This window comes from Streptomyces sp. NPDC048191 (genome assembly GCF_040652655.1).
Lineage (GTDB): Bacteria > Actinomycetota > Actinomycetes > Streptomycetales > Streptomycetaceae > Streptomyces.
Genome location: NZ_JBEZMO010000045.1, coordinates 17003 through 39293, shown reverse-complemented (window position 1 = coordinate 39293; position 22291 = coordinate 17003). Strand labels below are relative to the sequence as shown.

At 73.0% G+C, this 22291-nt stretch carries 18 protein-coding genes, 6 tRNA genes and 2 pseudogenes; 9 read left to right on the top strand and 17 right to left on the bottom strand.

Annotated features, from left to right (window positions below):
* Nucleotides 1-8: 8 nt before the first annotated feature.
* From AB0D93_RS38830 to AB0D93_RS38805, 6 genes and pseudogenes are all read right to left on the bottom strand, one after another.
* On the bottom strand, nucleotides 9-455 hold the full coding sequence (locus tag AB0D93_RS38830; RefSeq protein ID WP_362130544.1) for an SRPBCC family protein: 447 nt from the start codon (nucleotides 453-455) through the stop codon (nucleotides 9-11).
* Between the two features lie 126 nt (nucleotides 456-581).
* Nucleotides 582-1804, bottom strand: a pseudogene (locus AB0D93_RS38825) (Tat pathway signal sequence domain protein); the annotation flags it as partial.
* Between the two features lie 14 nt (nucleotides 1805-1818).
* Nucleotides 1819-2697, bottom strand: a pseudogene (locus tag AB0D93_RS38820) (extracellular solute-binding protein); the annotation flags it as partial.
* A gap of 84 nt (nucleotides 2698-2781) precedes the next feature.
* Nucleotides 2782-3801 carry an alpha/beta hydrolase gene (locus tag AB0D93_RS38815; protein ID WP_362130541.1) on the bottom strand — a complete coding sequence of 340 codons (1020 nt, stop codon included), beginning with the start codon at nucleotides 3799-3801 and terminating at the stop codon, nucleotides 2782-2784.
* 524 nt (nucleotides 3802-4325) lie between these two features.
* Nucleotides 4326-4397: transfer RNA gene (locus tag AB0D93_RS38810), tRNA-Val, on the bottom strand.
* Between the two features lie 84 nt (nucleotides 4398-4481).
* On the bottom strand, nucleotides 4482-4958 hold the full coding sequence (locus AB0D93_RS38805) for a TIGR02611 family protein (protein WP_362130538.1): 477 nt from the start codon (nucleotides 4956-4958) through the stop codon (nucleotides 4482-4484).
* Between the two features lie 190 nt (nucleotides 4959-5148).
* On the opposite strand from AB0D93_RS38805, the gene AB0D93_RS38800 reads away from it, so the two are divergent.
* Both AB0D93_RS38800 and AB0D93_RS38795 read left to right on the top strand, forming a co-directional pair.
* Nucleotides 5149-5562 carry an SsgA family sporulation/cell division regulator gene (locus AB0D93_RS38800; protein ID WP_004002642.1) on the top strand — a complete coding sequence of 138 codons (414 nt, stop codon included), beginning with the start codon at nucleotides 5149-5151 and terminating at the stop codon, nucleotides 5560-5562.
* Nucleotides 5563-5870: 308 nt separating this feature from the next.
* Entirely contained in the window at nucleotides 5871-6431 is a 561-nt protein-coding gene (locus tag AB0D93_RS38795) for a CGNR zinc finger domain-containing protein (RefSeq protein ID WP_362130535.1), read from the top strand.
* Nucleotides 6432-6757: 326 nt separating this feature from the next.
* Here the strand turns inward: AB0D93_RS38795 and AB0D93_RS38790 are convergent, their stop codons facing one another.
* Nucleotides 6758-6910, bottom strand: coding sequence for a hypothetical protein (locus AB0D93_RS38790; protein WP_165289388.1), 153 nt, complete (start codon nucleotides 6908-6910; stop codon nucleotides 6758-6760).
* Between the two features lie 198 nt (nucleotides 6911-7108).
* Nucleotides 7109-7552, bottom strand: coding sequence for a hypothetical protein (locus AB0D93_RS38785; protein WP_362130533.1), 444 nt, complete (start codon nucleotides 7550-7552; stop codon nucleotides 7109-7111).
* A gap of 265 nt (nucleotides 7553-7817) precedes the next feature.
* Between AB0D93_RS38785 and AB0D93_RS38780 the strand changes: the two genes are divergently transcribed.
* The gene (locus AB0D93_RS38780; RefSeq protein ID WP_362130530.1) at nucleotides 7818-8342 is read left to right on the top strand and encodes a DsbA family protein; all 525 of its coding nucleotides are present in this window, start codon (nucleotides 7818-7820) and stop codon (nucleotides 8340-8342) included.
* An 11-nt stretch (nucleotides 8343-8353) separates the two neighbouring features.
* On the opposite strand, the gene AB0D93_RS38775 is transcribed toward AB0D93_RS38780, so the two are convergent.
* From AB0D93_RS38775 to AB0D93_RS38765, 3 genes are read right to left on the bottom strand one after another with little or no spacing between them, the layout of a single operon-like run.
* Complete coding sequence (locus AB0D93_RS38775) at nucleotides 8354-9178, bottom strand: GNAT family N-acetyltransferase (RefSeq protein ID WP_362130527.1); 825 nt, start codon at nucleotides 9176-9178, stop codon at nucleotides 8354-8356.
* 52 nt (nucleotides 9179-9230) lie between these two features.
* Entirely contained in the window at nucleotides 9231-10052 is an 822-nt protein-coding gene (locus AB0D93_RS38770) for an aminodeoxychorismate lyase (protein ID WP_362130524.1), read from the bottom strand.
* Nucleotides 10049-11104, bottom strand: coding sequence for a chorismate-binding protein (locus AB0D93_RS38765; RefSeq protein ID WP_362130522.1), 1056 nt, complete (start codon nucleotides 11102-11104; stop codon nucleotides 10049-10051). Before AB0D93_RS38765 ends, AB0D93_RS38770 begins: the two co-directional genes overlap by 4 nt.
* A 178-nt stretch (nucleotides 11105-11282) precedes the next feature.
* On the opposite strand from AB0D93_RS38765, the gene AB0D93_RS38760 reads away from it, so the two are divergent.
* The 5 genes from AB0D93_RS38760 (at nucleotide 11283) to AB0D93_RS38740 (ending at nucleotide 11760) form a co-directional block, all read left to right on the top strand.
* Nucleotides 11283-11355 (top strand) — tRNA-Gly (locus AB0D93_RS38760).
* Between the two features lie 38 nt (nucleotides 11356-11393).
* Nucleotides 11394-11467 (top strand) — tRNA-Cys (locus AB0D93_RS38755).
* A 1-nt stretch (nucleotide 11468) separates the two neighbouring features.
* Nucleotides 11469-11540 (top strand) — tRNA-Val (locus tag AB0D93_RS38750).
* Nucleotides 11541-11587: 47 nt separating this feature from the next.
* Nucleotides 11588-11659, top strand: a tRNA-Val gene (locus AB0D93_RS38745).
* A 29-nt stretch (nucleotides 11660-11688) separates the two neighbouring features.
* Nucleotides 11689-11760, top strand: a tRNA-Val gene (locus tag AB0D93_RS38740).
* 47 nt (nucleotides 11761-11807) lie between these two features.
* Here AB0D93_RS38740 and AB0D93_RS38735 read toward each other — a convergent pair.
* The 3 genes from AB0D93_RS38735 to AB0D93_RS38725 all read right to left on the bottom strand — a co-directional run bounded on the left by AB0D93_RS38735 (nucleotide 11808) and on the right by AB0D93_RS38725 (nucleotide 13544).
* A complete protein-coding gene (locus AB0D93_RS38735) occupies nucleotides 11808-12095 on the bottom strand; it encodes a zf-TFIIB domain-containing protein (protein WP_362130518.1) in 288 nt (95 codons plus the stop codon).
* Nucleotides 12096-12175: 80 nt separating this feature from the next.
* The gene (locus tag AB0D93_RS38730) at nucleotides 12176-13135 is read right to left on the bottom strand and encodes an aminoglycoside phosphotransferase family protein (RefSeq protein ID WP_362130515.1); all 960 of its coding nucleotides are present in this window, start codon (nucleotides 13133-13135) and stop codon (nucleotides 12176-12178) included.
* A gap of 232 nt (nucleotides 13136-13367) precedes the next feature.
* Nucleotides 13368-13544: a hypothetical protein gene (locus tag AB0D93_RS38725; RefSeq protein ID WP_362130512.1), complete on the bottom strand. Its 177-nt coding sequence runs from the start codon at nucleotides 13542-13544 to the stop codon at nucleotides 13368-13370.
* A 602-nt stretch (nucleotides 13545-14146) separates the two neighbouring features.
* Between AB0D93_RS38725 and AB0D93_RS38720 the strand changes: the two genes are divergently transcribed.
* Complete coding sequence (locus AB0D93_RS38720; protein WP_362130509.1) at nucleotides 14147-15547, top strand: protein kinase; 1401 nt, start codon at nucleotides 14147-14149, stop codon at nucleotides 15545-15547.
* Nucleotides 15548-15572: 25 nt separating this feature from the next.
* Here the strand turns inward: AB0D93_RS38720 and AB0D93_RS38715 are convergent, their stop codons facing one another.
* The 3 genes from AB0D93_RS38715 to cobT form a co-directional block, all read right to left on the bottom strand.
* The gene (locus AB0D93_RS38715; protein WP_362130506.1) at nucleotides 15573-16391 is read right to left on the bottom strand and encodes an RNA methyltransferase; all 819 of its coding nucleotides are present in this window, start codon (nucleotides 16389-16391) and stop codon (nucleotides 15573-15575) included.
* Between the two features lie 89 nt (nucleotides 16392-16480).
* Nucleotides 16481-17713 carry a uroporphyrinogen-III C-methyltransferase gene (gene cobA, locus AB0D93_RS38710; RefSeq protein WP_362130503.1) on the bottom strand — a complete coding sequence of 411 codons (1233 nt, stop codon included), beginning with the start codon at nucleotides 17711-17713 and terminating at the stop codon, nucleotides 16481-16483.
* Nucleotides 17714-17855: 142 nt separating this feature from the next.
* Nucleotides 17856-21950 carry a nicotinate-nucleotide--dimethylbenzimidazole phosphoribosyltransferase gene (cobT, locus tag AB0D93_RS38705; protein WP_362130500.1) on the bottom strand — a complete coding sequence of 1365 codons (4095 nt, stop codon included), beginning with the start codon at nucleotides 21948-21950 and terminating at the stop codon, nucleotides 17856-17858.
* Nucleotides 21951-22291: the final 341 nt, after the last annotated feature.

Genomic DNA, 22291 nt, shown 5'->3' with positions numbered 1-22291 from the left:
CCGATCCTTCAAACCGCTTGCAGCCGGCGCAGCAGTCCGCGCCGTCCGGACCACATCATCAGCCGGTGGTTGGCGCGGAAGGCCGGCCGGCAGGGTACGGCGAGGCGGCGGAGCAGCGGCTTGTGCACATGGACGTCCTGGTCGTAGCGGGCCAGTGTCCTTGAGCCGTCGGCGGTGACCGTCCAGCGTGCCCAGCCCTCGATGTCGCCGGACAGGGTGACCTCCAGCACGCCGGCGCCGGGCTCGTGGCGGGTGCGGCGTGCGGTGAAGGTCATGTCGTAGGGCAGGACCGAGCGGATGGTGAGGACGCCGGTGGAGTCGTCCAGCCGGGTCACCGAGCGCACCTGGGGCCACCAGCGGGGATAGTCCTCGGGCCGCTCCAGCACCGCGTACACGGCGGCGGGCGGCGCGGGCAGGGACCACAGGCTCAGGAAGCGGTAGTGGGTCCAGTCCATGGGGAGAGTCTGCCCGGTGCGGGGCGGGGATCTGAGTACGCGTACTCATGCGCCGAGCCGGGCGCCGGGGCAGACTCGACGAGTGAGCGCCGCCGCCCGTGCGACGGCGCTCCCCCGGCACGTCCAGGGCATCCTGTCGCCGAGCAACGCCAGGTTCTCGATGGCCGCGAGGCCGTAGAGCGCGGTGTCGTTGCTGGACACCCAGCTCGCCTCGCTGCCCTCGACCAGGGTGGCGGGGCCGGTCAGCTTCTCGGTCTTCCACGGCGAGGACTCGGTGTAGCCGTCGGAGCCGTAGAACTTGGCCCAGGCGCGCTTGGCGAGGGTGGCGTCACCGGTCTGTACGGCGGCGTAGGCGTCGAGGCGCGAGTGGCCCTGGAAGAGCAGCAGGGTCCCGAAGTCGCTGCCGTAGCGGTCCGCCCGTTCGGCCTTGGTGGCGTTGAAGTAGCGGCAGTAGTCCAGGTAGGCGTCCTTGAACTTCGGCATGTCGGCCGGGTCGATCAGCTCGGCGCACAGCTCGTTGAGACCGAAGACGGCCGAGAGGTGGGAGACCGAGACCACCGGTTGGTCGGCTACGGCGAACTTTCCGGTGTCGAGGTCGTACAACCCGCTGCCCTGGACGAAGCCGTTGGGCTGGGCAGCGATGCCCTCCATCGTGGACAGCACACGGGCCCTGGCCTTCTCCCACTTGGGTCCCTTGCGTTCCGACCGGTCAGGCCGAGACCAGGCCGCTCTAGTCGGTGCCGAAGCCGATGGACAGGGCGTGCCGGTCGGGGGTGTAGGGGTCGGTGCGGACCTTGCGCTGGGGGTCGAGGACGGGGAAGGTCTCGTCGGAGTCGACGTTGGCGTGCATGAGGTCGCCGACGCGTTCGTCGGCGGTGAGGAAGTAGTAGAAGCGCCGGTAGGTGGTGTTGGCGATGCACTGTTGTTTGGCGCTGTCGCCGAAGTGCTGCACGCCGTGCCGGGTGCCGAGGCCGGCCCACTTGCCGAGGTGGTAGACGTCGACCTCGCCGGTGTGGCGGGTGAGTGCCTCGGCGAAGCGGAAGAGGTCGGAGCGGCCGCTCCGCAGGTACGCGTACCAGAGCCACAGGTCGGGCGAGAGTTCGGAGTTGTCCCAGGCGTAGCCGCCGATGCCGTACCGCCACTGGTGACGCACGGTGTCGTAGCTGTGCATGAAGTCGCCGTAGTCCCAGAAGCCCCCCGGCCTTGACGAGTTGCCTGGGTGGGGCGGCGAGCTGGGGCAACACCCACACGGCTGCGACCTGTTGGGCGAGCGTGTCGGCGTCGGGTGTGGAGTCGTTGCCCCAGAAGAGGAGTTCGGAGGTGCGGGCGATGCCGTAGGGGGTGCCGAACGCGGACTCCCGCCGGATCCGGAGGGGTGCGGGGTGATCGTGCCGAGGACGCCCGCCTTGGCGGTGTCCTCCTCGTACCGCGCGACCTCCTTGGGGTGGCAGGTGCGGGCGGAGGCGCTGAGCATCAGGGAGGCGAGGTACTGGCCGGTGTGCTTGCCGTCCATGGTCGGGATGGGGGCGAGGCCGTAGGCGCTGTCGCCCTCCGACGAGTAGCGGACGGTGAAGTTGTCCCAGGTGAACTCCGAGGCGCCGTGACCGGCGGACAGCGAGGACTTGGGGTAGTCCTGGGAGACGACCTTCGGGTCGGTGGTCCACCACTCCGTCAGATCGGCCCTGTCGAAGCCGAGTCCGTCCTTGGTGTGGAACGCCTTGCCGTTCTGCCGCAGGTAGAGGTCGTACAGGTACATGATCGCGAAGTACCCGGTGTCTCCGGGGATCTTCGTCCTGTCGTGGATGGTCTTCAGGGCCTTGAAGTAGTTGTCCCAGGTCCATCCCGTGTGCGGCTCGACGCCGGCCTTCTGGAACACCTTCCTGTCGACGACGAGCGCCATGGTGTTGGAACCGACGGGAATTCCGAGCTGCTTTCCGTCGACCTCGCCGACCTTCGTCACGTGATCCAGGGTCAGATTGCCTGCCTGTGCCTGGGACTTGAGGTCGAGCAGAATTCCTCGCTTGTCGTACTTCCGGAGAAAGGTGACGGCATTTTGGAAAACGTCCGGGGGATTTCCGCCGACGGCCTGGGTCTGGAACTTCTCCCAGAAGGATTGGTACGTCTGGAAGTCGGTCTTGACCTTGATCTTCGGGTACTTCTTCTCGAAGAGCGCGATGGTCCGCTCGATCTTCTTGGCCCGCTCCTCGGCACCCCACCACGAGTAACGGATCGTCACCGTCCCGGTTACGGAGGGGCCCGGGGTGCGTCAATGAGTCGGACAGGATTTTCTTCCGGACCGAACGCCGAGGGCCGAACGGACGGAGGTTCAGCCGGGCAGCGCGGCGAGCCAGTCGACGAGGATCCGGTTCGTCTCCTCCGGCCGCTCCTGCTGGACGAAGTGACCGCACCCGTCGAGGATGTGCGAGCCGAGGAGGCCGGGCAGGGTCTCGGGGTAGGCCTCCACCGCGGGGGCCAGCCAGGCGAGGGAGGCGTCCAGGCCGCCACCGATGAACAGCGAGGGCTGCCTGATCGGCGCGCCCTCGTGACCGGCCAGGTCCGCCCAGTCCCGGTCCATGTTCCGGTAACGGTTCAGCGCCCCGGTCATCCCGGTCCGCTCGAACTCGGCGGCCAGGACGTCGAGGTCGCCCTCGTCCAGCCAGGCCGGAAGCGGGCCGGCCGGAAAGCGCTCGCGCAGGGTGCCGCCGGGGCCGACGAAGTGCGGATCGGGAGCGCCCGGCGCAGGCATCGTGTCCGCCGAGAGGGCGGCGTGGAAGCCTGCGAGCCAGCCGCGTACATCGGGCTCGATCTCCGCCTCGGCCCGGCCCGGCTGCTGGAAGTACGAGACGTAGAACTCCTCGTCCCCGCCCATGCCCGCGAACACCTCGCTGGGCTTCGGGCCGCCCGGCGGGCTGTACGGCACGCCCAGCAGCCCCACGGCCCGGAACACATCTGGCCTGGTCAGAGCGGAAGTCGCGGCGATCGTGGCACCCCAGTCGTGCCCGACGACCACCGCGGACTCCTCCCCCAGGGCCTCCACGACCGCCACGTTGTCCGCGACCAGGTCGAGCATCCGGTACGCGTCCACGGCCGCCGGCTTCGACGAACGGCCGTAGCCCCGGACGTCGACGGCCACCGCCCGGTATCCGGCGGCGGCGAGGGCGGGCAACTGGTGCCGCCAGGAGTACCAGGACTCGGGGAACCCGTGCACCAGCAGCACGAGGGGGCCGCGCCCCTGCTCCACGACATGCACGCGTCCGGCTGGGGACGGGACCAGGTGGTGGGTGGGGGCGGTGGCCGGGGTCGGGGTGGGAGCCGGGACGGGGGCGGGAGCGGGGGGCTTGGGCATCAGGCCTCCTGGGGCCGTGGGTGCGGGGCGGGTGCTGGTACTGGTACTAGACCGTTTGCTGGAACTGGTGCCGGTGCTGGTGCGGGTCCTGTTGGGGAGCCGGTGTCGGTGAGGCTCGCCCCAGGGCAGGGAGGGCCAGCGGAGGGGCGGCGCTCCGGGGGCGCCGGAGGGGGGTGGCGCTTGTGGGCTGTCTGACGCCGGACGTGGTGGCACGTTGCGCCGGTGTGTCTCGTCGTGTCGGGACGGCGGGATGCGCCGGTGCGTCTCGATCTGTCGGCAGTTCTGCATACGTCGGCCACCCTGCGGCTGACGCTCCGCAACGGCCCGGCCGGATGCCGGCCCCTCCGGTCGCACCCCGTGGCGACGATGGTGCGACGGGTGGCCCTCAGGGCACGAGAAAAGTTGCCGGTTCGGCAAAAGACACCGCGCCCATCGGGGCCGGCTCAGCACGGCTGCCCGTACGGTTCTGACGCGCACACGACGACGGCCCACCTGCTGTTTCGCAGATGGGCCGTCGGTCCGGGTGGGCGATACTGGGTTCGAACCAGTGACCTCTTCGGTGTGAACGAAGCGCTCTCCCACTGAGCTAATCGCCCGGGCACAGGAAGAACATTACCCCATGTCAGGGGGTGCCCCCGACCACAGGCCGGGGCGGCGGAAGGCCCGGCCGCGGCCCAGGATCACTGATCCTTGATCTTCCACGGCATGACGAGACCGAACTGCCACACGTAGATCCCGACCAGCACGGCAACGATCACCAGCCCGATCACGGTCAGGGTGATGTTCCGGCGGCGCACCCTGGGATCGAGGGCCCGCTGGGCCGCCTCGGTGACCTTGCGCTTGGTCCAGCGCAGGACGAGCTGCGCCCAGACGAACTCGGTCGCCCAGATCGCCATGCCCCCGAAGATCACCACCCACCCGGGTCCGGGCAGCGGCAGCATGACGACGCCGGCGCCGACGACCGCGAGGCCGACCACGAAGACCCCGACCTGCCAACTCAGATGGAGCAACCGGCGGGCTTTGATGAATTCCGGCGCGCGGGAGCCGAGCCCGTCCCCGTTCCCGGGCCCGCTGCCCGGCCCGGCTTCCCGCCGGTCCGCCCTCGCCTCGTCCGGTGCCACGGCGACCTCGCCCGGCTCGTCACTCCCCGTATTCATACAGACAAACCCTACCGGAGTGAATCAGTCACCGGAATGGTCGTAGATCCCGTACGAGTTCTCGGCCGGAAGAGTTACGTAAACACACGCAAAACCCTCAGAGGGGTTTACAACGGCATCGTAGGTGGCATGTCGATTTCGCCGACGTGCGAATCCCCGAGCGCACACTGAGCGAAAGGCCCTGGCGCTTATGAACACCACGGTCAGCTGCGAGCTGCACCTGCGCCTCGTTGTGTCGAGCGAGTCCTCCCTGCCTGTCCCCGCAGGCCTGCGGTACGACACGGCCGACCCCTACGCCGTGCACGCCACCTTCCACACCGGAGCCGAGGAGACCGTCGAGTGGGTGTTCGCCCGCGACCTCCTCGCCGAGGGGCTCCACCGGCCCACCGGCACCGGCGACGTCCGTGTCTGGCCGTCGCGCAGTCACGGTCAGGGCGTCGTGTGCATCGCCCTCAGCTCTCCTGAGGGGGAGGCCCTGCTCGAGGCCCCGGCGCGGGCCCTGGAGTCCTTCCTGAAGCGAACCGACGCCGCCGTGCCTCCCGGCACGGAGCACCGGCACTTCGATCTGGATCAGGAGCTCTCGCACATCCTGGCGGAGAGTTAGGTCGCGGCCTCCGAAAGCAGCCCGGCGCCGTCCACTCGGGGAGACGGCTCGGGCCAAGACAGCCGTATACGGCACAGCCCGGCGCCGTTACCGTGAGCAGATCACGGTACGGCGCCGACCTGTGCGCGCACGGGCTCCGTCGACGGACGGGGCCGGCGTACGCCACCGCGGTGCGGGAACCTCCCGGGGCGCGGCGGCGTTCTCCCGACAGTCGAGGTCGGACGGGCACGGTGCGCCGGTCGGGGTTGTCGCTACCATCGGCCAGCATCGGCGGGCGTCCGCCCGACCCTCAGGCCAGGGAGCGAAACGTGCTGATCACCCACGACACCCGGTGCGCCCTCGACACCGTGGTGGATCTGGTGAACACCGCGCCGGAGGACGGCGGGGCGGCCGACGCACTGCCCGATGTGCCGGCTCTCGCGGATTTCGTACGAAACCACGAGATCAGCGATGTCGGTGTGCTGTCGGAGTTCGACCTCTCGGCGGTGCGCCGGATCCGGGGGCGGTTCGCGGCGATCTTCGCCGCCCCGGACCCCCGTTCCGCCGCGGGACTGATCAACGAGCTCGTCGCCGCCGCGGGCACCACCCCACGCCTGACGGACCACGACGGCTACGACTGGCATGTGCACTACTTCGCGCCCGGCGCCTCCGTGGCCGACCATCTGGCCGCCGACTGCGGGATGGCGCTCGCCTTCTTCGTGGTGGCCGGGGAGCAGGAGCGGCTGCGGCGCTGCGAGGCACCGGACTGCCGGCGTGCCTTCGTCGACCTCTCCCGCAATCGCTCGCGGCGTTACTGCGACAGCCGCACCTGCGGAAACCGACTCCATGTGGCCGCCTATCGCGCCCGCCGCAAGGAGGCGACGGGCTGACCGCGCGGAACGCGGACGGCGCGGTGGACCGACGTCGTCGGGAGGGCCGACGTACGGTGGCGGTTCGCTCAGGGACAGCTTGCTCAGCCGCCCAGCGCAAGCCGCCGGCCGGCAGCCGGCAGGCCGGGTGACAGCGGGCCCGGTCGCGCGGCGGACGGACCGGCGGGGCGACGGTCACGAGGCGCGCCGGCAGCCCAGCACGCCCGTCACGCAGGGGGCAGCGCCGGCAGCCTGACACCGGGAACAGTGAGCGGCATCGAAGTCGTCGCGCGGCGTCCGGTGCGACGTCGGTCCCGGCGGGTGGCGCCGGGACGGACGCGTACGGCTCACAGCAACAGCAGGTCGTGCAGCGCAGCCATGAGCAGCAGACACCCGATCACCGCAAGGAAGATCATCAGCGGTGGCTGGGATAGGGCGAAGAGGCACCCGCGCGGCTCGTCCTTCGGCGGCGCGGCCTCGCTCTGTCTCGTGTCCAGCATCTCGCGGAGATCATGGCGCAGAAGGGAGCCCGCTCGCGATCAACACACCCGCGATATGAGGGAGTTGCCGCATATCGCGTCGTCTCGTCCGACTTGCTTCGGGTTGTGAACGGTTCCGGACACCCGGGCGACGCTCTGTGTCGTTTCAGCCCGGGAGGGTCTGCGGGGGCCCAGGACCACCGCGGTGGCGTGCGGCTTTCATATGCCGTGCTTCTTGAGGATGGCCTCGATGTCGCTGAAGTCGTCGCCCGAGCCGGTGGCGCGCGACGCCTTGCCGGACCCGGTCGCGGGGCGGGTGCCCGCGCCCAGGGAGGGTGCGGGGGTCCCCGGGGCCACGGCCTCGGTCCGGTCACCGGCCGCCGCTCTGCGCTCGGCACGGGTGCCGCCGCGCCGGCGTTCGACCGCCCGGGTGCTCGCGAACAGGAGCCAGGCCGCACCCAGCACCCCGAAGCCCGCCCACGCGGTGGGGCTGAAGGCGGTGTCGGCGAGCCAGCCGACGACCCCGGTCATCACCAGGCCGACGGGCACCAGTGCATAGGCCGCGATGCGGGTCGCCGCGAGGAAACGCTTGCGGTAGGCCGTGACCACCGCGATGCCCAGGCCCGCCGCGGACACGGCGGAGCAGACGGTCTCGGCAATCATCCGGTCCTCCTGGCGGGCTCGGTCGGGTGGAAGGCTGAACTCGGCGGACACGGAGCACCGGCACGGCACACCGCCTCCGTCCTCCTCCATCCTGCACCGCCACGTCCGCGCGATGCCACGCTCCTGCGGGACATCAGGGACATCTCCGGGTCGTGTCCTACTGGAGTGCCGGTGCGATGCCGTACCCCACGGACCCCCTGACCGGGAACGGCCGGCGTACCGGGCCGATTGGGTCGGCCGCGTCCGGCCTGGAAGACTGGTCGGCATGAGCGACTCCTCCCCCGCACGCACCGACGCCCCCGTTCTCGACGTCTGGTGCGAGCTGCAGTGCCCCGACTGCCGCACCGCCCTGGACGACGTCCGCGCCTTGCGCGCCCGCTACGGCGACCGGCTGGAGCTGCGGCTGCGGCACTTCCCGCTGGAGAAGCACAAGCACGCCTTCGCCGCCGCGCAGGCCGCCGAGGAGGCGCTGGAGCAGGGCAAGGGCTGGCCGTACGTGGAGGCCGTGCTGGCCCGGGTCGAGGAGCTGGACCGCGAGGGCGAACCCTTCCTGGTCGAGGTGGCCCGTGAACTCGGGCTGGACGCCGAGGAGTTCGACACCGCGCTGATCGACGGCCGGCACATCCTGATCGTCGACGCCGACCAGGCCGAGGGCAAGGCGATCGGCGTGACCGGCACCCCGACGTACGTCATCGGCGGCGAACGCCTCGACGGCGGCAAGAGCCAGGAGGGGCTGCGCGAGCGCGTCGAGGAGATCGCCGACCGGCTGCTGGGCGAGCGGGAGGCCTGAGTCCGCGGCGTCTACACGAGGGGCTTGGACAGGGCGTGCGACGTGGTTTCGTAGCCCAGTGACTCGTAGAGCCGCTCGGCCGGTCCGTTGCCCGCGTGCACGTTGAGCCCGAGGACCGGCCGGCCGGCCTCGATCGCCTGGCGCTCCGCCAGCAGCATGAGCGTGCGCCCGTGCCCCCGGCCGCGGTGGGCCGCGTCGGCCTCGACGTCGAAGACGTACGCCCTGCCGTCCTGCAGGGCCACCCACAGCGTGCCCACCCGGGCCCCTTCGTGCTCCAGGACGCTGAAGAGCATGCCCTCGGTCGCGAGGCCGTGCGGCAGCAGCCTCTCGTGGTCGCGGCGGGCCTTGGCGCGCGCGGTGGCCTCGGGGACCCCGCGCTCGATCCACAGGCGCGCGTACTGCTCGCTCTCGTACGCGTGCCACGCCTCGTACTCCGCCTCGGTCATCGGCCGCGCGCTGCTGTCCGGCGGCAGTACGGGCGGGGTGGTGCCGAGGCGTTTTTCCATGCCGCGGTTGCGCAGGGTGTAGCCGAGGGCGCCGAACAGGCGCAGGGCTATGTCCGCCGGGGCGGGGACGACGGTCTCGATCTGCGTGCAGCCCCAACCGCGCGCCACCTCCTCGGCGGCGAGCGCGGCGACCGTGGCCCGGCCGCGGCGCCGGTCGGGCTCGTCGATCCGCAGGTCGATCACGCGGGCCACCGAGTCGCCGAGGGACGGCGAGGTGCCGAGGTGGATCTCGCCGACGGGACGGCTGTTCACGCACACCTGGTACCGGCGTGAACGGGTGCCGTCGGGATGCTGCTGAAGCGGCTCGGCCGGCCGCAGGGTCGTGGTCATCAGGGGTGTTCTACCCGTCCGGAAGACTCACGTCAGCTCAGTTTCCGTGCCTTCACGGGTCCAGGTCCTGCCCGGACCGCTCGTCGAAGATCCGCATCGCCTTGGCGGTGACGGGGCCGGGGGCGGCGGACAGCTCGCGGTCGTCGATCCGGTGCACGGCCTGGACGTCCCGCAGGGTCGAGGTGAGGAAGACCTCGTCGGCGCGCCCCAGGACGTCCAGCGGCAGCTCGGTCTCCCTGGCGCCGGTCCACTCGACGGCCAGCGCGCGGGTGATGCCGGGGAGACAGCCGGAGGAGACCGGCGGGGTGTGGATCTCACCGTCCAGGACGACGAAGACGTTCGACCCGGTGCCCTCGCAGAGCTGTCCGACCGTGTTGCCGAACAGCGCCTCCGACGCTCCGTGTTCATGGGCGCGGGCGAGGGCCACGACGTTCTCGGCGTACGAGGTGGTCTTCAGGCCGGTGAGGGCGCCGCGTTCGTTGCGCGTCCACGGGACGGTGATCACGGCGGTGGTGTCCGGGCGCCGGGTCGTCTCGCCGAGGGCGACCACGAGGGTCGGGCCGTGCTCGCCGCGGTCGGAGCCGAGCGGGCCGTGGCCGCCGGTGTAGGTGATCCGCAGCCGGCCGAGCGGCATCGGGTTGGCCTCCAGAACGGCCGCGCAGGCCTCGCGGACCTCGTCGTGGTCGGGGTCGGGCAGGCCGAGGCCGCGGGCGGAACGGGTGAGCCGATCCAGGTGCCGGGTGAGCGCGAAGGGCTGCCCGTGGACCGCCTTCACCGTCTCGAAGATGCCGTCGCCGACCGTCAGCCCGTGGTCGAAGACGGAGACATGGGCGGACTCCAGGTCCCGCAGCCCGCCGTCCAGCCAGATCCTCATGCGAACACCCCTCCACTTGCCTCGTACGCCCCCGACGCTACCGCGAGCAGCCGGGAGGCCTTCAGCTCGGTCTCCCGCCACTCCCCCTCGGGGTCGGAGCCCCAGGTGATGCCGGCGCCGGAGCCGAAGCGCAGCGCGCCTTCGGCGCGGTCGATCCAGAAGGTGCGGATGCCGACGGCCAGCTCGCCCACGCCCCGGTCGGCGTCGACCCAGCCGATGCCGCCGCAGTACGGCCCGCGCGGGGCGGTCTCCAGGGCCTCGATGATCCCGAGGGCGCTCGACTTGGGCGCACCGGTCACCGAACCCGGCGGGAAGGCGGCGGCGAGCAGCTCCGGCCACCCGGCCCCGTCGCGCAGCTCACCGCGGACCGTGGAGACGAGGTGGACCAGGCCGGGGTGCTTCTCCACGGCGCACAGGTCCGGGACGGTCACGCTGCCGGTCGCGCAGACACGCCCGAGGTCGTTGCGCACCAGGTCCACGATCATCACGTTCTCGGCGTAGTCCTTCTCCAGGAGGTCCGCCTCCGTGCGGCCGGTGCCCTTGATCGGTCCCGACTCCACGACACGCCCGTCCCGGCGCAGGAACAGCTCGGGTGAGGCGGTGGCCAGCTCCACGCCGTGGTCCGGCAGCCGGATCGTGCCGGCGTACGGCGCCGGGTTGCCCCGGGCCAGCAGCGCGGTCAAGGCGTCCACGTCGGCGTCGGGGGCGAGCGGCGCGCTGAGCACCCGGCAGAGGTTGGCCTGGTAGACCTCTCCCGCCGCTATGTGCTCGCGGATCCGGTGGACGGCGGCCGTGTACGCGGCCCGGTCCAGGGAGGAGGTCCAGTCCCCCACCGCGGGTCCCTGCCAGCCGCCCGGCACGGGGGCGGGCACGGGTTCCTCGCGTACGTCCGCGAAACGTGCGCAGGTCAGCCGGCCCTCGAAGTCCGCGCACACGGCCCAGAAGCCCGTGGCGTCCAGGGCCGCCGGGTCGCCGGTGACGTCGAGGAGGCCGGTGGCGACGCGGTCGCCGAAGCGGGCCAGAGGGGGGAGGTCGGGACGGTGGTGAAGCACGTGGTCGAGTCTAGGTCGGGTGTCCGACAGGTGGCCCCGGGATGTCCCGGAGCGGGCTCCGGCCGCGGGGTCCGCCGGGGCCAGCGCAGCACGCTGCGCAAACGCGTTTTTGTACTGGCCCGGGAATCCGCTAGAGTTCAACACGTCGCCGGGACGCGGAAGCGGACCGAAACGACAGGCGGACGTAGCTCAGTTGGTAGAGCGCAACCTTGCCAAGGTTGAGGTCGCGAGTTCGAGCCTCGTCGTCCGCTCGAAGGAAGAAGGGGTCATCCCGATCCCCTACACTCCTGGTGGAGTGGCCGAGAGGCGAGGCAACGGCCTGCAAAGCCGTCTACACGGGTTCAAATCCCGTCTCCACCTCCAAGGACGATTAGCTCAGCGGGAGAGCGCTTCCCTGACACGGAAGAGGTCACTGGTTCAATCCCAGTATCGTCCACTGGATCTTCTCGCAAGATCCACGGGTCTTCTCGAAGGTCCCCACCCGCGCGATTAGCTCAGCGGGAGAGCGCTTCCCTGACACGGAAGAGGTCACTGGTTCAATCCCAGTATCGCGCACCGACTGTGACCCCAGGGTCACGGCCTGCGGACGATTAGCTCAGCGGGAGAGCGCTTCCCTGACACGGAAGAGGTCACTGGTTCAATCCCAGTATCGTCCACACACCAGGAAGCCCCCGGTCTCGCGACCGGGGGCTTCTTCGTGCGCTCAGCTGGAGAACAGCATGTGGGCCCAGCTCTTGTGATGACCGTGGTGGTCATGGTGACCGTGGTGTCCGTGGTGTCCGCCGTGCGGAGCGCCCCAGGCGGGCGCGGGCGGGGCCGGGTAGGCCTGCGGGGCCGGCGGCGCGGGCTTGGACCACTGGGCCTCCAGCTGGGTCAGCGCCTCCAGCTCGCCGTAGTCGAGGAAGATGCCGCGGCAGCCGCTGCACTGCTCGATCTGGACGCCGTTGCGGTTGTAGGTGTGCATCGGCGCATGGCACTTCGGACAATGCATCGTCGGCTCAACTCCTCGCCGGTCGGTACTGCTTCGTGTTTCCCCAGGACAGACTCCGTCCAGCCCCGGCCGGTTGCAGCCTAGCCGGTGACTTCGGGCGCCAACTGGTGCGGAATCGGGGCCATTCGGGCACATGCGTCGACGACGGCCTGTTCGACCTCGTCCAGCTCGCGGCCGGCCGCGAGCGCCTTGGCCAGGGCGAGGGCCGCCGTCTGCACGGTCAGCGCGCGGGCCGGGACGTCCAGGACCGGCCAGGGGTCGCCGTCCGCGGGGACGGCCGGGCCGCCGGCCCGCCGGTAGGCGCCGAGAAAACGGGTCCACTCCGCGGGCGGCAGGAGCCCGCAGGCGTACCAGGCGGCGGGGCGGGCGAGGTCCCAGGCCGGGACGCCGGTACCCAGGTCGTCCACGTCGATCAGCCGCCAGGGGCCGTGCGGCGCCGGGTGGCGGACGAGCTGGCCCAGGTGCAGGTCACCGTGGCAGAGGACGGGCGGGCCGGGCATGGGGGCCTCGGCGCGGGCCCAGGCGGGGAGGGTGGCCCAGGCCCGGCGGACGGGCCCGGCCGCGGGATGGGGCGCGCCCCGCAGGGCCGCGTGGAGCCGGGCCAGGGCGCGGGCGGCCTTGGCGGGGCCGCGCATCGGGGGCAGTCCGTCGGGCGGGGCCGTGCGGTGCAGACGGGCGAGGAGGGTGGCGGTCGCCTCCCAGGGGGCCGCTCCGGGATCGTCGGGGTCCACGGGGGCGCCGTACGGCCAGAAGGTCACCGGGCGGTCCCCCAGCGAAGCGGGTGCCGGGGCGAGCGGCGGCAGGAGGACGTCCGGGAGACGGGTGGCGGTGGCCAGGCGGAGGGTCAGCTCGGCGGGGTCGGTGCCGGGTGCGTGGGCCTTGGCGACGGTGTCGGCGTGTCGTACGACGGTGGCGTCGGGGCGGTCGGCGAGGACGCCGCCGCCGCAGGCGCAGGGGGCGCCTCCGGTGCGGTTCGGGTGGGCGACGGCTCTGGCCTTTGCGGTGAGCGCGGGTGTGAGAGCGGGGCTGTCTGCGGTCAACGGTGCCTCGGGATGGTGGGCTGCGCACAGGGTACTGGCGCGCTGCCGGAGGCGGGGTCGCGCCGGGGGAGGCATGACCGCCCGCAGTGGTGCAGGGCCCCGTGAACGGCGCATGCCGGCGCAGCTCCCCAGCTGCGCCGGCATTTGTGCCGTCCGCCGCACCCCCGTCCCCACGGGGTTTCCTGGATGGATGTCCCCGCCCGGACCGCTCTTCCGGGCCTGGGGTCGCCGCTCAGCGCCCCAGCATCGCACCCACGGACGACGCCTGTGTGGCCACCGTCTCCCAGCCGTCGAAGACGAGCAGGAGCAGGGCCGCCAGGGGAAGGGCCATGAGCGTCGCCACCAGGGGGTGGCGGCGACCCGTCCGGCGGGTTGCGAACGCCGGGCGTCGCGGTGCCGTGTGGGCCATGGTCCCTCTCCTGACCGTTTCGGTTGTCGTCGGCAGCGGCGGGTGTCTGACCTCGGGGGACGAGTGCTGCACCCGCCGCTTGACCCCAAATCTAGGCGGGGGCGGGTGCCGGGGCGTCATGCCTTCGTACCGATTGCCGGGCCTCCCCGAGGATGAGCCACGACGCGGCACGTACTCCCCTGGGTGGAGACGCCCCTCCGGGTCTCGGGGTCTTCCCCGAGGGGGTGCCCACTGTGTCCGGTCATTTCCGAAGCGTCCATCGGCCGGAAGGAGTGACTTCGATCACTTCGACCGGGGATGGGGCGGCCGCCGCGTCCGGTGCGAGGCCGGTCCCGTGACCGCGCCCGCGGCCGGTCCGCGACGGGTGCCGGGCGGGTGCGCGGACCTGTGCCTGCCGCCGTCCTGCGCCCCCAACGTCCCTGTGCCCGGCTGTGGTTGGGGGACGAGGTGACCCAATGGCCCGGAAGGCACCGCCCTCCTGACCGCTTTTCACCTCCTACCCGCGCCTCGCACAATCCACCCGGCCCGGAGGGCGCGGCCTCTGCGCGCAGCGGGCCGTGGAAACGTAAGCTGTGCCACGTCACAGGGACCGGGCAGCGGGGATGAACATGGCGATGATGCGCCTGAGGCGCGAGGACCCGCGCGTCGTCGGCTCGTTCAGGCTTCACAGGCGGCTCGGCGCGGGTGGGATGGGCGTGGTCTACCTCGGCTCCGACAAGAAGGGGCAGCGGGTCGCGCTGAAGGTGATCCGGCCCGATCTGGCGGAGGACCAGGAGTTCCGGTCGCGGTTCGCCCGCGAGGTCTCGGCCGCCCGGCGGATCAGGGGCGGCTGCACCGCCCGGCTGGTCGCCGCGGACCTGGAGGCCGAGCGGCCCTGGTTCGCCACGCAGTACGTGCCCGGTCCGTCGCTGCACGACAAGGTCGCCGACGAGGGCCCGCTGAGCGCGGCCGACACGGCGGCGGTCGGCGCGGCCCTGTCCGAGGGACTCGTCGCCGTGCACGAGGCGGGTGTCGTCCACCGGGACCTCAAGCCCTCCAACATCCTGCTGTCCCCGAAGGGGCCGCGGATCATCGACTTCGGCATCGCCTGGGCCACCGGTGCCTCCACGCTCACCCACGTCGGTACGGCGGTCGGCTCCCCCGGCTTCCTCGCGCCCGAGCAGGTGCGCGGCGCGGCGGTCACTCCGGCCACGGACGTGTTCTCCCTGGGCGCGACCCTCGCCTACACCTCCACCGGCGACTCGCCCTTCGGGCACGGCAGTTCCGAGGTGATGCTGTACCGGGTGGTGCACGAGGAGCCGCAGCTGCACGGCGTACCGGACGCGCTCGCCCCGCTGGTACGGGCCTGTCTGGCCAAGGACCCCGACGACCGGCCCAGCACGCTGCAGCTGTCGCTGCGGCTCAAGGAGATCGCCGCCCGTGAGGCACAGGGCCTGGCCGAGGTGCGGCCGCCCTCGCCGCGCGCCGCGGAGGCGGACCGGCCCACGGGGCGGCTCGTCGACACCTACCCCGAGCAGCAGCGCACCCAGCGCCGCACCTCCCCCGGCACCCCGGCCCCGCGTGGCGGAGCCCCCGCCCGGGGAGGCGCGCCGGCACGCGGCGGCACGGTCCCGCGGGGCGGCAACGGCGCGGGTGCCCCCGCACGGCCGGGCACGGCGCGCCCGACCCCAGCGCCCCGCGGCGCCGGCCCGCGCTCGGGCGGCGGGAGCCGTCCGCCCGCGCGGGGCGGTTCCGGGCGTCCGGCACCGCGTACGACGGGCAGCGGGCTGCGGCCGGCCAATCCGCGGCTGCTGCGCCAGCGGCTGTTCGTGTTCGTCGTGGTCACGCTGCTCGTGGCGCTCGGCATCGCGGTGGCCCAGGGCTGTCAGGGTCCGGCGCGCGGGCTCGGCGGCGACGGCGGCCCGAGCGGGCGGCACGCGCAGCAGAGCCACCGGCCGGCGGACGCCGACCTGCCGGTGCCCGACGGGTACGCCTCGGCGCCGAGCCGGGACTTCGGGAAGTAGCCGCCGCTGCCGCGGGGCGCGGCGGTCAGGACCCCGGGCGGCCCGTGGCCACCGCGTAGAAGGCGACCGCCGCGGCCGCGCCCACGTTGAGCGAGTCGACGCCGTGGGACATCGGGATGCGGACCCATTCGTCCGCGGCGACCAGCGCCTGGGTGGAGAGCCCGTCGCCCTCGGCGCCGAGCATCAGGGCCACCCGGTCCATCCGGTGCGGGGCGGCCTCGTCGAGGCTGCGGGCCTTGTCGTCCGGGGTGAGGGCGAGCAGGGTGAAGCCGGCCTCGCGCACCGACTCCAGGCCCTTCGGCCAGGTCTCCAGACGGGCGTACGGCACCGAGAACACCGCGCCCATGGAGACCTTGACGCTCCGGCGGTACAGCGGGTCGGCACAGTCCGGGGACAGCAGGACCGCGTCCATGCCCAGCGCGGCCGCCGAGCGGAAGATCGCGCCGATGTTCGTGTGGTCGTTGACCGACTCCATGACCACGACCCGGCGTGCGGAGCGCAGCAGTTCGCCGGCCGTGGGCAGCGGCTTGCGCTGCATGGAGGCGAGCGCGCCGCGGTGCACGTGGTAGCCGGTGACCTGCTCGGCGAGTTCGGGGCTCACGGCGTAGACCGGGGCGGGCAGTTCGTCGATGACGTCGCGCATGACGTCGATCCACTTGGCCGAGAGCAGCATGGAGCGCATCTCGTAGCCCGCTTCCTTGGCCCTTCTGATGACCTTCTCGCCCTCGGCGATGAACAGGCCCTCGGCGGGCTCGCGCTTGCGGCGCAGCTCGACGTCGGTCAGGCCCGTGTAGTCGGAGAGGCGGGGGTCGTCGGGATCCTCGACGGTGATGAGATCGGCCACAGGGTGATACTGCCTTGTCCTGGGTGTGCTGCCAACGGCTGGGAACGGCTACGTTACCCCGGGTTACGCGTGATCAAGGGGGTGGGTGGTCACGCGGTGGGCTCCGGGCCCACCGTCACGACCTCGCCGATGACGATGACCGCCGGGGGCTTGACCTCCTCGGTCCGTACGGTCTCGGCGACCGTGGCGAGGGTGGCGTCGACGCGGCGCTGCGCGGCCGTCGTGCCCTCCTGGACCAGCGCGACCGGAGTCTGCGGGGACCTGCCGTGGGCGACGAGCGTCTCGGCGATCTTCCCGATCTTGTCGACGCCCATCAGGATCACGAGCGTGCCGGTGAGCTTCGCCAGCGACGGCCAGTCGACCAGGGAACGCTCGTCGTCCGGGGCGACATGGCCGCTGACGACGGTGAACTCGTGCGCCACGCCCCGGTGGGTGACCGGGATGCCCGCCGCGCCCGGCACGGAGATCGAGCTGGAGATGCCGGGGACCACCGTGCAGGCGATGCCGGCCTCGGCGAGCGCCTGGACCTCCTCCATGCCCCGGCCGAAGACGAACGGGTCGCCGCCCTTGAGCCGGACGACCGACTTGCCCTGCTTCGCGTGCTCGATGAGCGCGTTGTTGATGGCCTCCTGGGCCATGTAGCGGCCGTAGGGGATCTTCGCCGCGTCGATGACCTCGACGTGCGGCGGGAGTTCGGCGAGCAGGTCGCGCGGGCCGAGCCGGTCGGCGATGACGACGTCCGCCTCGGCGAGCAGCCGCCGGCCGCGGACCGTGATCAGGTCGGGGTCGCCGGGGCCTCCGCCGACCAGGGCGACGCCGGGGGTGCGGGTGCGGTGGTGGGGCGCCACCAGCGTGCCGTCACGCAGTCCCTCGACGACGGCGTCGCGGATGGCGGCGGTGTGGCGGGGGTCGCGGCCGCGCGCGTCCGTGGTGAGCACGGCGACGGTGACGCCCTCGCTGTGGCCGGTCGCGGGGGTCCAGGCGGTCGCCCGGTCGGCGTCGTCGGAGCGGACGCACCACACGCGGTGACGCTCGGCCTCGGCGGAGGCCCGGGCGTTGGCGTCGGGGTCGCTGGTGGCGATGAGGGCGTACCAGGCCTCGGCGAGGTCACCGTCCGCGTAGGGGCGCCGCTCCCAGGTGATCTCGCCCGCGTCCGCCATGGCCTCCACGGAGGGGGTCGCCTCGGGGGACACGACGACGACGTCCGCGCCGGCCGCGATCAGGGCCGGGAGGCGGCGCTGGGCCACCGTGCCGGCGCCGAGGACGACCACGCGGCGGCCAAAGAGACGGAGGCCTACGGGGTAGGCGGGGTGTTCGGCCATGAGGGGCGGCTCCTCGTGCAGCTGTGCGGTGGGGGCCCGCTGCACCTTCGGAGCGGCCCTGACGTGCGATTTTAGCTAGGTGCAGGGCAGAGGGCACCGGGCGGTCCGGCAGCTGAACACCGGACCACCCATGCCGTGACGCCTACTTCTCGGTGACTCCCGCCGAGTCGAACGTGGCCACCTCGTGCATCGCCCGCGCCGTGCTCTGCACCAGCGGCAGGGCGAGCAGCGCGCCGGTGCCCTCGCCCAGGCGCAGGTCCAGGTCGACCAGCGGACGCAGGCCCAGCTTGTTCAGGGCGGCCACGTGCCCCGGCTCGGCGCTGCGGTGGCCGGCGATGCAGGCCGCCAGCACCTCGGGGGCGATGGCGCGGGCGACCAGGGCGGCGGCGCCGGCGCTGACGCCGTCCAGGATCACCGGCGTACGAAGGGAGGCACCGCCGAGCAACAGGCCGACCATGGCCGCGTGCTCGAAGCCGCCGATCGCGGAGAGGACGCCGACGGGGTCGGCGGGGTCCGGCTGGTGGAGGTCCAGGGCGCGGCGGACGACCTCGGTCTTGCGGGCCAGCGTCTCGTCGTTGATGCCCGTGCCGCGGCCGGTGACCTCCGCCGGGTCGGCGCCCGTGAACACGGAGATCAGCGCGGCCGACGCCGTCGTGTTGGCGATGCCCATCTCGCCGGTGAGCAGCGCCTTGTTGCCCGCCGCGACCAGGTCGCGGGCGGTCTCGATGCCCACCTCGATGGCCTGTTTGGCCTCCTCACGGGTCATCGCGGGGCCGGTCGTCATGTCGGACGTGCCGCCGCGGATCTTGCGCGGCAGCAGGCCGGGGGTGGCCGGAAGGTCGGCGGCGACGCCGACGTCCACCACGCACACCTCGGCGCCCACCTGGCCCGCGAAGGCGTTGCAGACCGCTCCCCCGCCGAGGAAGTTGGCCACCATCTGGGCGGTGACCTCCTGCGGCCAGGGGGTGACGCCCTGGGCGTGCACACCGTGGTCGCCGGCGAAGATGGCGACGGCGGCGGGCTCGGGGATGGGCGGCGGGCACTGCCGGGACAGCCCGGACAGCTGCGCGGAGATGATCTCCAGCATGCCGAGCGCGCCGGCCGGCTTGGTCATGCGCTTCTGGCGCTCCCAGGCCTCGCCGAGGGCCTTGGCGTCGAGCGGGCGGATCTGTGCGACGGTCTCGGCAAGCAGGTCGTGGGGTTCCTCTCCGGGCAGGGCGCGGCGGCCGTACGTCTCCTCGTGCACCACCCAGGACAGGGGGCGTCGCTTGGACCAGCCGGCCTGCATCAGCTCGGGCTCGTCCGGGAACTCGTCGACGTACCCGACACACAGGTAGGCGACGACCTCCAGGTGCTCGGGCAGGCCGAGCGCGCGGACCATCTCCCGCTCGTCGAAGAAGCTGACCCAGCCGACGCCGAGGCCTTCGGCGCGGGCGGCGAGCCAGAGGTTCTCCACCGCGAGCGCCGAGGAGTAGGGCGCCATCTGCGGCTGGGTGTAGCGGCCGAGGGTGTGACGGCCGCCGCGGGTGGGGTCGGCGGTGACGACGATGTTGACCGGGGTGTCGAGGATGGCCTCGATCTTCAGTTCCTTGAACTGCTTGGCCCGGCCCTTCGGCAGCGACTTGGCGTACGCCTCGCGCTGACGCATCGCCAGTTCGTGCATCGTCCGCCGGGTGTCGGCGGAGCGGATGACGACGAAGTCCCAGGGCTGCGAGTGGCCCACGGAGGGCGCCGTGTGGGCGGCCTCCAGGACCCGCAGCAGCACCTCGTGCGGGATGGGGTCGCTGCGGAAGCCGTTGCGGATGTCGCGGCGCTCGCGCATCACCTTCAGGACGGCCTCGCGCTCGGCCTCGGCGTAGCCGGAAGCGGCGGGACCGGTGGGCCGGGGTGTTTCCGCCACGGTGGCCGTGCCCTCCTCTTCCTGGTCGGCGGCCCTGGTCCGCAGGTCCTCCGCCTGCTGTACGACATCGGGTGCGGGTTCCGCGTCCGACGCCGCCGGTACGGGAGCCGGCTCGCCCTCGCGCGGCGCGGGGACCGTGGCCACCGGCTCCTGCGCGTCCTGCGTGGGCAGGACCAGGGGCTGCGGCGGGGTCGGCGCCAGGTGCGGGGTGGTGGGCACCTGGCCCTCGACCGGCACGAACTGCCCGAACGGCTGCTCCGGCTGCGGCTCCGCCGGTACGCCGGAGGGCAGCGGCTCGGCCTGCTCGGGTGTCTCCGGCTGGGCGGCGGAACCGGCCGGAGCGGGGTCGGCCGCGGCGGCGGCCGGCTCCGGGGTGCTGTCCGCCGGCTGTACCGGGGCATCGTCGTCGATCGGCGCGGCGACGGCCTCGGCGGCGGGCTGGGGCTGCGGTCCGGCGGGATCGCCGGGGCCGGCCGGCGGAACCGCTTCGGTGCCGGGGGCGACCTGGTGGGCGTCCGGCACGGCCGGCTCGGGCTGGGCCTGCGGCACGACAGCGGCCTCGGCCTGCGAAGCGCCGGGCTGGACCTCGGCGGCGGGCGTGGCGGGCTCGGCCAGCTGGGGACCCTGAGCCGGGTGGAGGTGCGGCTCGGGAGCGGCGGCGACCGGCGCCGGTACGGCCTCGGGGGCCGGGGAAGCGACGAGAGCCTCCGCCGCCGGGGCCGGGGCCTCCGGCGCAGGGGCCGGGAAACCGGGCTCGGGCACTGCCGCCGACGCGGGGGCCGGTACGGCTTCGGGGGCCAGTACGGCTTCGGGGGCCGGTACGCCCTCGGCGGCCAGAACGTCCTCGTTGACCGGTACGGCTTCGGCGGCGGGCGCGGGCTGAGGAGCGGCGGGCTGGGCGTCCGCCTCCACCGTGCCGGGCTGCGGTTCCACTGCGATCGGGGTGTGCGGGTCGGTCTGCGCGGGAGCGGGAGCCTCGCCCTGGACCGGAACGGCCCCCGGGGCGGCCTGGGCCGGGTCCGACGCCTCCGGCGCGGGAACGGTGTCCGGCGTCTGCACGACGAGGGCACCCTCGGCCACCTGTCCGGCGTCGACCGCGACCGGTTCGGGCGCACCCGGTGTCTGCGGCACGCTCTCACCGTGGCCCGGCTGCGCGGGCTCGGCCGCCTCGGCGGCGGTGGCGACCTGGACGGCCTCCGGCGCCTGACCGGGCACGGCCTGGAACCCGGCGTTCTGGGGGGCGTTCTGTTCGGCCGGGTTCGCTTCCATCGCCGGAGTGGGAACGGCCGTCTCCGGCTGCTCCGCGGCCACCGGCGCGGGCTCGGGAGCGGCAGGCCCGGGCTCCGTCACCGCCTCGGCGCCGGCCACGGGCCCGCCGTCCGCGGCGACAGCGCCGGCCAGGGCGAACCCACCGTCCACGGCGGCCGTTTCCTCGGGGGCCTGCCCACCGGGCGCGTCCTGGCCGGCTTCGGCGGAAGGCTGAGGGGCACCCTCCGGCGCGTACTCCGCCGCGAACGGCGCGACGCCCTCGGGAGCAGCGCCCGCAGGCGCCGTGTACACCGCGTCGTGCCCGTGCACGGGCTGGACGCCGTCGTGGCCGTGCACCACCGGGGCCGTGCCGGGGGTCTGCGCGGCCGCCTGGTTCGTGAGGCGCTCGACGGCGGCCTGGGCCGCGCCGGACGGCTCGTTCCCGTCGGCGGCGTCCAGGGAGACGGCGGCCGGGTCAACCGTTTCGGCAGCCGGAGCCCCCGCGCCTGTCCGGGCCACCGCGGCCGCCACCGGTGCGGCGGCGGGCACCGCGCCCCAGGGGGCCGCGCTCTGCGGTCCCATGTCGCGCAGCGGCTGGGCGTCGAGGTACTCGGGTCCGGCCACGGCCGGGCCGGGCTGCCGTACCGGTGCTCCGGCCGGGCCGCGGTCGGCGAGGGAGCGGACCGGGCTGGCGGAGGCGTCGGGGATCAGCGGGCCGAGGTGCAGCGGCCGGCGTGGCTGCTGCGCGGCGGCCGACTGGTCCTGCGGGGCCTCGAGAACGGCCGAGGGCGGCGCGGGAGCCGGGGCCGGGTTCGGCAGGCGGACGCCGCTGAGGTCCACGGAGCCGCTGTCGCGGCCGGCCGTCTCGTGCGGGCCCGGCTCGTGGACGGCTTCGACGACCGGTTCCGGAGCGGGTGGCGGCACCTCGTTGCCCCACGCGCCCTGGGCGCCCGGCAGCAGCAGTTCTTCGTCCTCGGCGGGTGCTTCGGAGAGGTAGGCGTACGCACCGTGCGCGGCAACGCCCGGCTGCTCCACCATGCCTGCGCTCTCCGGCTGTCCCTCGGCCGGGACCTGGCCGGTGTCGGTCATGCGTACCCCTCGCCCATCGGTTTAGTGCTCCTACGACCAGCTCACCCGGAACGGCGCACCGACCGCCCGTAGTGAAGAACGAGCGTCCGCGCCCAGCGGCACGAACGACCCGCCGGAAAAGGCGACAAAGCCATTCAGTGGCATTGTCCCGGCCGTTCCGCCGTCGCGACAGCATGATCCGCGACAGTCCGCTGTGGACTGCGCCACGTTGCGCGTCCTCCGGTCTCGCGGTACCACACCCACCCCAAAACGGGCGCGCTTTCCGGACATTGGCGAACGAAGTTCCGGGCCGCCCGGTGTGGCACAACGATCGGCCAGCCTACCGCGCGCAGTACGACAAC